This window comes from Streptomyces sp. NPDC046859, assembly GCF_040645135.1.
Taxonomy (GTDB): Bacteria; Actinomycetota; Actinomycetes; order Streptomycetales; family Streptomycetaceae; genus Streptomyces.
In genome coordinates, this window is record NZ_JBEYXR010000035.1 from 24576 (window position 1) to 36456 (window position 11881).

Annotated in this window: 8 protein-coding genes; 4 read left to right on the top strand and 4 right to left on the bottom strand. The window is 71.5% G+C overall.

Translation table 11 applies throughout. The features are described 5' to 3' along the window. Positions 1-264: 264 nt before the first annotated feature. Both ABZ899_RS33090 and ABZ899_RS33095 read left to right on the top strand, forming a co-directional pair. Positions 265-3048, top strand: a complete 2784-nt coding sequence (locus ABZ899_RS33090) for a glycosyl hydrolase (RefSeq protein WP_361353550.1) — start codon at positions 265-267, stop codon at positions 3046-3048. A 205-nt stretch (positions 3049-3253) separates the two neighbouring features. Next, on the top strand, positions 3254-4681 hold the full coding sequence (locus ABZ899_RS33095; RefSeq protein WP_361353553.1) for a M1 family metallopeptidase: 1428 nt from the start codon (positions 3254-3256) through the stop codon (positions 4679-4681). 15 nt (positions 4682-4696) lie between these two features. Here ABZ899_RS33095 and ABZ899_RS33100 read toward each other — a convergent pair whose 3' ends face one another. After that, positions 4697-5434 (bottom strand): hypothetical protein, encoded by a 738-nt coding sequence (locus tag ABZ899_RS33100; RefSeq protein ID WP_361353556.1) that lies wholly within the window; start codon positions 5432-5434, stop codon positions 4697-4699. Positions 5435-5763: 329 nt separating this feature from the next. Here ABZ899_RS33100 and ABZ899_RS33105 point away from each other — a divergent pair, with 329 nt between their 5' ends. After that, positions 5764-6555: a GNAT family N-acetyltransferase gene (locus ABZ899_RS33105; RefSeq protein ID WP_361353559.1), complete on the top strand. Its 792-nt coding sequence runs from the start codon at positions 5764-5766 to the stop codon at positions 6553-6555. Next, the gene (gene infA / locus ABZ899_RS33110; RefSeq protein WP_361353562.1) at positions 6552-6776 is read left to right on the top strand and encodes a translation initiation factor IF-1; all 225 of its coding nucleotides are present in this window, start codon (positions 6552-6554) and stop codon (positions 6774-6776) included. The genes ABZ899_RS33105 and infA overlap by 4 nt, the downstream gene beginning before the upstream one ends. A gap of 169 nt (positions 6777-6945) precedes the next feature. On the opposite strand, the gene ABZ899_RS33115 is transcribed toward infA, so the two are convergent. From ABZ899_RS33115 to ABZ899_RS33125, 3 genes are all read right to left on the bottom strand, one after another. Continuing rightward, positions 6946-8247 (bottom strand): phosphatase PAP2 family protein, encoded by a 1302-nt coding sequence (locus ABZ899_RS33115; RefSeq protein ID WP_361353565.1) that lies wholly within the window; start codon positions 8245-8247, stop codon positions 6946-6948. A 342-nt stretch (positions 8248-8589) separates the two neighbouring features. After that, positions 8590-10857, bottom strand: coding sequence for a M4 family metallopeptidase (locus ABZ899_RS33120; RefSeq protein ID WP_361353568.1), 2268 nt, complete (start codon positions 10855-10857; stop codon positions 8590-8592). A gap of 472 nt (positions 10858-11329) precedes the next feature. After that, positions 11330-11863, bottom strand: coding sequence for a DinB family protein (locus ABZ899_RS33125; protein WP_361353571.1), 534 nt, complete (start codon positions 11861-11863; stop codon positions 11330-11332). Positions 11864-11881 lie beyond the last annotated feature (18 nt).

An 11881-nucleotide genomic window follows, 5' to 3' on the forward strand; every position in this document is an offset into this window, starting at 1 on the left:
GATCGCCGCGAGGCGCGCAACCACTCCGGCCGCCCAGGGGGCCCGCGGCTTCATGGCCCCCGGACGCAGAGTCCCTCCACATCAACACCCCCACCAGACCCCCCTCTTCACACGAGACCGTCAACCTGCGAAGACAAAAGGGATTTCAACTCCCGGCTGCGTTCAACGCATTGACACGCTCATTACGCAGGATTTACGTTCCGGCCATCTGAGAGCGCTCTCAAACTCTCGGACTCCCCTCCTGTGAAGACTTGAGGTGCCCCCATGCCATCCCCACGCACCAGACCGGCGGCAGTCCTGCTGCTGGCCTCAGCCCTCGCCGCCTTCGGGCTCGGCCCGGCCGCCACTCCGGCGGCCGCGGCCACCGTGCCCGTAGGCTCCGGCAGTTACTCCGACACCCGGCCCCCCGGCGCATCGGGCCCCACCACCAACACAGGAACACCCGTCACCCCCAAGGTGACGGCCGCCGCCCGGAACCGGCCCGTCCCCACCAACGACTGGTGGTCCTCCCTGGCCTTCCAGCGGTACGGCGACAACCCCTGGTCGACCCCCATGTACGGCCACCCGCTCACCTACCAGGCGACGGCCGGCGGCCTCGACGTCGGCTACCCGACCTCCCCGGCGATCGTCGGCGACGGGCGCCAGTACGAGTTCGCGCACAAGCGTGACCTCACCATCGGACTGACCGGCCTCAACTCCCCCGACACCAAGGCCGACGACTGGTCCGACTGGACGGTCACCCCGCTGTGGTCCGACGGCACCCGCACCCTGCGGACCACCATCGGCCACGGCTCCCCGTTCGTATACGCCAAGGGCACCGGCGGCAACGCCCAGATCACCACGGCCGGCGCGCCCACCGTCTTCGCCGACCAGGGCAACGTCCTCGGCATCACCGTCGCCGGCCACCACTACGCCCTGTTCGCACCCAGCGGCAGCGACTGGAACATCTCCGGCTCCACCGTCACCGCGGGTCTCGGCGGCAAGGACTACTTCTCCGTCGCCGTGCTGCCGTCCACCGGCGCCCTGTCGACCTTCACGAAGTACGCCTTCAGCTTCGTCACCGACTCCAAGGCGACCTGGAGCTACAGCGGCGGCACCGTGCGGGCCACGTACACCCTCACCACGGAGGCGAAGGAGGGCAGCGAGCGCGGCACGCTCCAGGCCCTCTACCGCCACCAGTGGCTCAACACCTCGGACGCGCTGACCTCGTACACCTACGTCTCGCCTCGCGGCACCATGAAGGTCCGCGAGGGGGCCTCGTTCACCACGAGCCAGAAGGCGTCGGCGGTGCTTCCCGCCCTGCCCAAGTCGGACGGGGTGGACGCCGCACGGCTGCGCGGCTACCTCAACGACGTCGTGAACGCCTCCGACCCGTTCTCCGGCGCGTCCGACACGTACTGGACCGGCAAGGCGCTCGGCCGCCTCGCGCAACTGGTGCCCGTCGCCGAGCAGATCGGTGAGACCGGTATCCGCGACCGGATGCTGAACCTGATGAAGGGCAAGCTGCAGGACTGGTTCACGGCGGGCGGCGCCAACGAGTTCAGCTACGACAAGGACTGGAAGACGCTCACCGGTTACCCCGCCTCCTACGGCAGCGACACCGAGTTGAACGACCACCACTTCCACTACGGCTACTACGTGTACGCCGCGGCGATCGTCGCGCAGTACGACCCGGGCTGGGCCGCCGACTCCGCGTGGGGCGGCATGGTCAAGACGCTCGTCCGGGACACCGCCAACCCGAGCCGAACCGACTCCGCGTTCCCGTTCCTGCGCGGATTCGACGTCTACGCCGGGCACAGTTGGGCCTCCGGCCACCAGGGCTTCGCCGCCGGCAACAACCAGGAGTCCTCCTCCGAGTCCACCAACCTCAGCGCGGCCCTCGTCCTGTGGGGCTCGGCCACCGGTGACACCTCGCTGCGCGACCTCGGCACCTTCCTGCTGACCACCGAGTCGGAGGCGATCGCGCAGTACTGGTTCGACGCCGACGAGCAGGTCTTCCCGTCGTCCTTCGGCCACGACACCGCCGGCATGGTGTGGGGCAGCGGCGCCGCCTACGCCACCTGGTGGACGGCCAACCCCGAGGAGATCCACGGCATCAACGTCCTGCCCGTCACCGGTGGTTCCCTCCACCTCGGCGGGGAGAAGGCCGCGATCCGGCGCAACATCACGGAGATGGAACGGGAGAACGGCGGCCCGGCCGTCGAATGGCGCGACATCCTCTGGGAGTTCCAGTCCTTCGCCGACCCGGCCTCGGCCAAGTCCAAGTGGGACGCGGGGAACGCCGGTTACACCCCGGAGGAGGGCGAGTCGAAGGCGCACACGTACCACTGGATCAGCACCCTCGACAGGCTCGGCGCCCCGGACGCCTCCGTCACCGGTGACATCCCCACCTCCGCCGTCTTCACCAAGGGCTCGACCCGCACCTACGTGGCCCACAACCACGGCTCCTCGGCCCGGACCGTCACCTTCTCGGACGGCAAGACCCTGTCGGTGCCGGCCCGTTCCACGGCCAGCGGCACGGGGTCCGGATCGTCGGACCCCGACCCCGATCCCGACCCGGACCCGCCGACGGGCAACACCTTCCAGCTGCGCGGCGGTGGCGTCCTCACGACCGCGACCGGCGGCACGGCGGGCAGCGACACGATCGCGTCGGCGGGCGGCACCAACCACGACGGCACGCCGTACCAGCCCCTCGTCTACGAGGCGCGGGGAGTGAACGGCACGCTCACCTCGGGCGCCGCCACCACCTTCCGGCTCCAGGTCGACGCCGGCACCGCGGTCGGCCTCGGCCAGCAGGCCCGGATCAGCTACGACCTGACCGGTGACGGCACCTTCGACCGGACCGAGACGTACCAGTACTTCGCCACCGACCCGGTCACCGGGTGGGAGGAGTACACCCAGGCCCGCGGTCTGAAGTCCGCCACCGGCACCCTGGGCAACCTCAAGGGCGGCACCGTGCGCCTGGAGGTGTGGAGCGCCATCGGCAACGCCTCCTCGAAGCTGCAGACCGGCACCGACAAGTCGGTGGTGGTGATCCCCTTCAGCTGACCCGAGGACGCCGCGCGGCGGACGAGGGCCCCCATCCCTCGTCCGCCGCGCGGACGTGTGCCACCCGCAAGGACGAGGGTGACTGCTGTGCGGCCCACTCCGGGCGGCGCCCCGCGGGAATTGACCTGACCATGGGAAAACCAGGCGCGCGTCGCCTCTAGTCTGGCGGCCAGCCGATCTTCAGTCACCCCCCTCAGGAGTTTCCGTGACGTCACCGAGCAGACAGCCCGCCCGGCGCATACCCGCCCTGCTCCGCCGCAAGGCGCTCCTCGCCGCCGTTCCCGTGACCGTGACGGCGCTCCTCGCCGGCGCGGGGCCGGCGGTGGCCCACGGCACCGGTTCGGCGGGCGTCGGTGACCCGTACTTCCCGCTGGCCGGCAACGGCGGCTACCACGTGGGCCACTACGACCTGACGCTGCGCTACGACACCGGCAGCCGGCGTCTGGAGGGCCGGGCAGTCCTCACCGCCCGCGCCACCCAGCGCCTCACCCGCTTCGACCTCGACCTGAAGGGCCTGAAGGTCACCTCGGTCACCGTCGACCGGGCGCCGGCCGACTTCCGCCGCTCCGGGCAGGAGCTCGTCGTCACCCCGCGCCACGCGCTGCCCGCGGGCCGGGCGTTCCGCGTCACCGTCGACTACCACGGCACCCCGAAGCCGGTCACCGACCCGGACGGCTCCCCCGACGGCTGGATCCCCACCGACGACGGCGCCTTCGTGGCGGGCGAGCCGCAGGGCGCGATGACATGGTTCCCGGCGAACAACCACCCCACCGACAAATCGACATACGACTTCACGGTCACCGTGCCCGAGGGACGTACGGCGGTGGCGAACGGCGTGCTGCTCGGACAGCGCACCGCGCACGGCCGCACCACGTTCCGCTGGCACGCGGCCCAGCCCATGGCGGCCTACCTGACCACCGTCACCGTCGGCACGTTCAAGGTCGAGCAGTACACCACCCGCGACGGCGTCAAGGTCTACAACGCCGTCGACCCGCGGGAGGCCCAGGCGGCCGCTCCGGTGCTGAAGAAGCTGCCCGAGGTGCTCTCCTGGGAGAGCAAGCTGTTCGGGCCGTACCCGTTCCACGCGGCCGGCTCGATCATCGACCACGCCCCGGACGTCGGCTACGCGCTGGAGACCCAGACCCGGCCGGTGTACGACTCCGCGCCCGACCTCGCCACGCTGGTGCACGAGAACGCCCACCAGTGGTTCGGCGACTCGGTGTCCCTGACCACGTGGAAGGACATCTGGCTCAACGAGGGCTTCGCCACCTACGCCGAGTGGCTGTACGCCGAGCAGCATGGCGGCGACAGCGCCCAGAAGACCTTCGACGCCCTGTACGCCCGTCCCGCGGGCGACGAACTCTGGGCGTACCCGCCCGCCGACCCGGGCAGCGGCGAGAACATCTTCGGGACCCCCGTGTACGCGCGCGGCGCGATGGCCCTGCACGAACTGCGGCGCGCCGTCGGCGACAAGACGTTCCTGCGCATCCTGCGGGCCTGGGCGACCGGGCACCGCGGCGGGCACGGCACCACCGCCCAGTTCGTGAAGCTCGCCGAGGCCACGTCGGGGAAGCGGCTGGACGGCCTGTTCCAGACCTGGCTGTTCACGCAGGGCAAGCCGCGGCGCGCGTGAGCGGGCAGGCGGGGTCTATCGCGGCCGCATGAGATCCAGGTCCTCGCCCCAGGCGTCCAGGACCGCGCCGTGTCCGGCCCGCCGCGCGGCCGCCTCGACACGGACGAACAGGTGGCGCTGCGCCGTCACGTCACCTGTCGCCGTGACGCGGTCGACGGCGTGGAGCAGGGCGCCGGTGTCCCAGCCCGGAAGCGGGTGCCGGTCCAGCTCCCACACCAGGTACTTGTTGTAGGGGCGAGGACGCCGGTCGAGAGCGAAGAGCAGTTCGAGCAGGTGGCGGACGCTGTCGGCCGCGTCGAGGCGCGCGGCGAGGGCCTGGCCGTCCCGGTGGTTCTTGAGCGACCGGTAGAGCGAGTTGGCGTAGGCGTCGAGCCGGGTCGCGGCGTCCCGTGCCGCCTCCTCGGCGGTGAGGCGCGCCTTGTCGGCGAGGATCCTGGCGATCTCCCCGCCGAGCCGGTCGAGGACCACCCGGGCGCGGGCGAGGGCGTAGCGTTCGAAGCCGGGCATCCCCGCCGCCCGGAACTGCGGCAGGGTGACGACGACGAGGTCCAGCTCGGCGGAGCGGTGCCCCGCGAACCGGGTGAGGCCGCTGGCGGCGCCGTCGGCGAGGACCACGTAGAGGTCGTGGTCGGAGTGCCGGGTGGCCATGCCCTCGTGGGCCCGGGACCCCTTGAGGACGAGGCCGGCCACGGCGGGGTCGGCGGCTGCGAGGGCGACGAACGCGTCGTAGGTGAGCGGCCGTTGAGCGGTCATGGTGGGATCTCCACGAGGTGACGACGGGGGGCCTGCCGGGGCGGCCTCCCGATCGAGGGCGCCCCGTACCGTCCGCGGCTGCACGGGGCCGCCGCCCGGAAGATCAACGCACGCCGGGAGCCTACCGCGGACCCGTCGCCCGAATTAAGGAGTGGAGGCGGTCGCCGCGCCGCTGCTACGTTCGCGGTGGACCGTCGAGCCGTCGTAGGAGGTGAGCCCCGTGAACACAGTCACCCATGGGTGCTCCCTCATTCCGTCACGGTCCGGCGGCTGACCTTCGGTGTCGCCAGGAGCGCCTGAGATCGAGGCTCTCCTGAAAGGGGACTCCGATGGATTCAAGGACTTGCGCGACAGGTCCGGCCGAACACGCCACGCTGGTCACGCGCGTCGCGTACGGGCAGTGGCACGCGCTGGAGGACGACCTCGTGGTCGGCCGGGGGCACCTGCGGCACCGACCGGACGGGCGCCTGTTCGTCAGTGTCGACGCCTGGCACGACACCGCCTTCGCGCGGCTCGCCGAGGCGATGACCGAGGCGCTTCCGGCGCCGCTGCACACCGTGGTCGACGAGGCCGACACCGAGCTGACCGCCTGCTGGCGGCGAGCCGGTTTCACGGTCGTGCGCCGGGAGGTGGAGTACGCCGTGCCCACCGATCCGGAGGTCACGGGGCTGGGTGCGGTCGTACCGCCGCCGGGCGTGGCCATCGTGCCCGCCGTACAGGCGGACGAGGGGCTGCTGCGGGAAGTGGACCGCGTCATCCGAACCGAGGTCGGGACGACCGTGGGCCGGCAGTCGGCGCCCGCGGAGGTGGTGGCCCGTGCCGAGCGGGACGCCATCGTCGACCCGTCGCTGTACGCGGTGGCCGCGACGTCCGACCGCTGCCTGGGGCTGATCCGGGTGGTGCGGGTGAAGCGGCCGCGGATCGAACTGCTCGCCGTGCGGGCCGGTGAGCGGCGTCGCGGCGTCGGCCGGGCCCTGCTCGCCCACGCGCTGGACGCGCTCCGGCGTTCCGGGACCGCCGAGGCGTGGACGGAGGTCGACGCCTCGAACGCGGCGGCGTCGGCGCTGTTCCGAGGCGTCGGGGCGCGGCCGGTGGGCAGCGCGCTGGAGCTGGTCCGATGACGGGGAGCAAGAACGTCATCGAGGTCGAGGGCACGGTCGTCGAGTGTCTGCGCAGCGCCATGTTCACCGTGGAGCTGGAGAACGGGCACCAGGTGCTCGCGCACATCAGCGGGAAGATCCGCAAGCACTACATCCGGATCATGCTGGGCGACCGGGTCCTGGTGGAGCTTCCGCCGTACGACCTGGCACGGGGGCGGATCGTGTTCCGGTACCGGAATTAGGGCCTTTCGTCTGGATCAACCCGGCGTCACGGGGTCTGGCACGTCACCATGTCCCGTCGGCCACAGCCGGGCTGATCCAAACGAAAGGCCCTGAGGCGCCCGGCCGGTGACGGAGGTGGGGCCCGGTCCTGGACCGACCGGGACCGGGCCCCACCTGCGGTGCGGGTCGTCAGGCCGGTTCGGGGTGCGGGCTCGGCTGCCGGGCCGGGACCGCCTCCGTCCCGGCGTCCCAGAGCCTGGTTGTGCGGATGTAGACGTACACGACCGAGACCATCGCCAGGACAAGCAGCGGTCCCCAGACACGCGGGTGCAGGGCCATCTCCACCGGCAGGAACCGGTAGCTCAGCAGGAGCCCGGTGAAGACGGCCGTGCCGTAGGAGACGAGCGCGACCGCCGGTCTGTCCCAGCCTCGTTCCTGTGCGCGCAGCGCCGCCTCGATCGTCAGCGCGAACACCACGCCGGCGAGCAGGTCCACGCCGTAGTGGTAGCCGAAGCCGAGGGTCGCGGTGAGGGTGGCAACCAGCCAGAACGTGCCGGCGTAGCGCAGCAGGCGCGGGGCCCTGCGGGTGTGGACGAAGATCGCGACGCTCCACGCCGTGTGCAGGCTCGGCATGCAGTTGCGGGGGGTGATGCCGTCGTACGGGATCGGGTGCGGGGTACTGAAGGGCGGCGGGGTGTGGGGCCACAGGTTGACCAGTGCCCACTCCACGCCGCCGGTTCCGGACGCGCCGGGGCCGTAGGCGAAGACGGGACCGACCACCGGGAAGATCATGTAGAAGGCCGGGCCGAGCAGGCCGATGACCAGGAAGGTGCGCACCAGGTGGTGGCGCGGGAAGCGGCGTTCGGCGGCCACGTTGCGCAGCTGGTACAGGGCGACGACGACGGCGGCCACGGCGAGCTGGGCGTAGACGAGCTGGACGATGTTGTCGCCGATCGGGCCGGTGGCGTCGAGCATCCGCCCGGCCAGCCACGACGGGTCGCCGAGGGCGCGGTCGGCGGTGGCCAGATAGGGATCGAGCACCATCGTGCGGGTCTTGGCGGTGATGATCAGCCAGGTGTCACCGGTCTTGCGGCCCGCGATGAGCAGGAAGGCCAGTCCGACGCCCTTGAGCAGGAGGGTGCGTTCGGCGCCGGCGCGGCGGGTGACGGCGATGACCGCGAACGCCAGGATGACCCAGAGCGCTCCGCTGCCGAGGAAGTACTCGCTGGGGGCCTCGACGCCGAACGCCTGGCGCACCAGGGCGAAGACGACGTCGATGCCGATCGCGACGCCCGCCGCGAGGAGGCGCTCCCGCCAGGTGAGGACCACCATCAGCAGGGCCAGACCGGCGTAGAGCGGTCCCGGTTTGGGGGCGTACACGAGGTCCTTGACCTGACTGGTCATCGGTCCCTCGACGCCGATGCGACGCGCGGCGATCTCCAGCGCGAGCAGGAAGCCCAGGACCGCCAGCCCGGCCGCGGTCCAGAACATCGCCCGTGGCCGGCGCCACAGGGCGGGATGTTCGGCTGTGTCCGTCCCGCTCGGGGAGATCGGCGGCGATATGGACCTCACCTTTGTGCCCGGAGTGTCATGGGCGAACAAGCCACCTTTCGCGTCGACCGGCGTGCCCCTCCTGGGTGGGACCGTCGTCGGTGCGCACATGGTATCCGGGCGCCGGACGGGGTTTTCCGCTGGTCACCGGCAGCGCACCGGGCATCGGCCGCGCCTCGTGACGGCGCCGCCGCCCAGGCCCCGAGGGGCACGGACGGCGGCGCGCGGTGACCTGGGCCTGCGGGTCACGGCCTCACGTCAGGGGGGCACGGGGTCAGGGGGTCAGGGGGTCAGGGTCCAGCGGGCGATGTAGCCGACGTCGATGGACGCCCGGTCCTGCACACGCAGCGACCAGGTGCCGTTGAGCGGCTGCGCCGAGGCGTCGACGGTGAAGGTCTGGTCGACGTTGTCGGCGGAGCCGCCGCTGCGGTTGAGCAGCGGGTAGACGGTGCCGTCGGGGCCGACGAGGTCGACGACCAGGTCACCGCGGTAGGTGTGGACGATGTTGACGTAGACCGAGGTGGTCGCGGAGGCGTTGCCCTCGCGGCCGGTGATGGTCACCGGGGACTGGACGGCCGCCCCGTTGTCCGGGATGTCCACGCGGGTGGTGTTCGTGTAGACGTAGGCGATCTGCCAGGTGAAGGTGTCCGAGGCGGTCGCGCCCGTGCTGTCGGTGACCGTGACGGTGACGTCACTGGTGCCGAGCGCGGCCGGGGTGCCGCTGATCAGTCCGGTCGGGCTGATGCTCAGGCCCTCGGGCAGGCCCTCGGCCGTGTAGGTGAGGCTCGCCCCGGAGTTGGTGGTGTAGGCGTCCAGCTGGAGGCTGACTTCCTGGTTGACGCCGCTGATCTGGTCGGCGACCGGGGCGAGGTTCACGCCGAGCGCGATGCGGTTGCCGACGTTGATGCCGGCCCAGGCGTCGGCGACGGCGAGGTAGGTGGGGCTGTAGGCGCCGAACAGGTCCGCGGTGGCGGACAGGGTGGCGGTGCGGGCTCCGGCGTAGTTGGTCGTCGAGGTCATGTACGTCGTGAGCGCTCGGTACCAGATGGCGGCGGCGTTCTGGATGCCGATGCCGGTGACGGGCTGCCCGTCGTAGGTCGGGCTGTCGTAGGAGACGCCGTTGACGGTCTTCGGGCCGCTGCCCTCGGACAGCAGGTAGAAGAAGTGGTTGGCGGGGCCGGAGGAGTAGTGGACGTCGATGCCGCCCAGCGTGGGGCTCCAGTTGTCCTTCGAGGCGCCGTCCTTGGAGGGCTTGTCCATGTAGCGCAGCGGGGTGCCGTCACCGTTGATGTCGATCTTCTCGCCGACGAAGTAGTCCCCGGGGTCGGCGGGGAGGTTCTCGTGGAACTCGACGGCCGCGGCGAAGATGTCGGAGGTGGCCTCGTTGAGACCGCCGGACTCGCCGGAGTACACCAGGCCGGCGGTGGCGGCCGTGACGCCGTGGCTCATCTCGTGGGCGGCCACGTCGAGCGCGGTCAGCGGGTGGTTGTTGCCCGAGCCGTCGCCGTACGTCATGCAGAAGCAGGAGTCCTGCCAGAAGGCGTTGACGTAGTTGTTGCCGTAGTGGGCGCGGCTGTAGGCGGCGACGCCGTCGTTGCGGATGCCGTTGCGGCCGTAGGTCTCCTTGTAGTAGTCCCAGGTCGCCGCGGCTCCGAAGGCCACGTCCACACCCGCGGTCTGGCGGTCGGAGGGCTGTCCGTTGCCCCAGACATCGTTGTCGTCCGTGAAGAGGGTGCCGGTGCCCGAGGTGCCCTGGTTGAGGTCGTAGGTCTTCTGGTCGGCGCGGTCCGGGTCGATGAGCTGGTACGTCGATCCGGACCGGGTGGTGCCGATCTCGACCTCGCCGACGAACTGGCCGGTGCCGGAGCCGGTGTGCACCTTCTCGGCGGCCAGGAGCTGCTTGCCGGTGGCGGCGTCGGTGACGACCTGGAGCTCGCTGGGGGTGCCGTCCTCCTGCACGCCCTCGACGACGGTCTCCCAGGCGAGCACGGGCTTGCCGCTGCCGGCCCAGACGACGAGGCGGGGCGCCCGCTCGGTCGCGGGGCTCGTGACGTCGGCCTTCTTGGAGGCGCCGAGCGCCTTGGCCGCCGCACCGGACGACGTGATCTTCGGGGTGAGCGAGGACAGCGCGAGCGCGGCCTCGCCGGCCCTGGTGACGGTCGTACGACCGCTCCTGTCGTGGACGACCAGGTCGCCGCCGAGGACGGGGAGTCCGGCGTAGGTGCGTTCGTAGCGGGTGTGCGTGGTGCCGTCGGCGTCCTTGACGACGTCCTTGACGAGGAGCTTCTCCTTGCCGCCGAGGCCGATCCGCTGTGCCGTGCCGGCCGCCGCGGCCTGGGCGCTCTTGATGAGGGCCGTGCGGCGGGCGGGGGTCAGGGTGGCCGGGGCGGCGCCCGCCCGGGGTGTGGCGGTGATCTTCGCGGGGCCCGGGTCGGCCGGTGCCGCGGCGGCCAGGCCGGGGGCGGCCAGGGCCAGCAGGGCCCCGACCGCGGTGAGGGCTATGCCGGTTGCGCGTCTGCGCCGGACGAGGGCGCGGTGTCGCAGGGACAAGGTGACTCCTTCGGACGACGGTCGGCCCGTGTGGGGACCGTGGACGAGAGGGACCGGCGGGGTGGGCCGGTCCTTAGCGCTGCACGGCATGCGGGTGGAAGGAGGTGGGGGGTGGGAACGCCCGCCGCGTGGTGATCACGTGGACGAACGGTGAACTCGAGCAGAAGGGTGACACCGGACCCTTGCCTTTGTCATGAGACCGCCAAGGTGACGGCTTGAATTGACCATGCAAGTCGGGCAAATAGGCGTGGTGAGAGCGGGATTTCGGCCTCGGGGGCGGCGCGCCGCGGTGGGCGCGGCTTGGGCCTTTCGTTTGGATCATCCCGGCGTCGCGGGGCCTGGCACGCGCATCTGCGGCGTTGTCGTCACTCGCCGACTCCCTCCTCCGCCTTGCAGCCGCACGCACCAGACCCCGCTCGGGCACGTCACCATGTCCCGTCGGCCACAGCCAGGCTGATCCAAACGAACGGCCCTAGGTGCCGGTGACTCCGTCGATCCGTTCGCGGATCAGGTCGGCGTGGCCGTTGTGACGGGCGTACTCCTCGATCAGGTGCACCAGGATCCAGCGCAGGGAAACGCTCGCGTCACCGACGTGCCCGGCCTCCTGCCGGGACAGGCGACCGGAGTCCTCGAGCGACGCGTCGGCGGTCAGCTCACGGCCCCGGGCGATCTGTGCCCGCCAGGCGGCCGTCGCCTCCTCCAGCCCGCGGTCCGGGTCGAGCGCGAAGCCGTCGGCGTTGCCGTCCCCGAAGACGGGCGGGACGTCCAGGGACGCGAAGACCCGCTGGAACCAATTGCGTTCCACTTCGGCCATGTGCTGCACGAGGCCGAGCAGCGTCATCGAGGAGGGGGGCACGGCCGCCTGCCGCAGCCGGGCGTCGTCGAGGCCCGCGCACTTCAGGGCGAGGGTGGCGCGGTGGAAGTCCAGCCACGCCTCCAGCATGGCGCGCTCGTCGGCGTGCGGGGGCGGAACGGGCCGTCCGTCCGGTGTCGTGGTCGTCGTCATCGCCCCACCGTGGCAGCA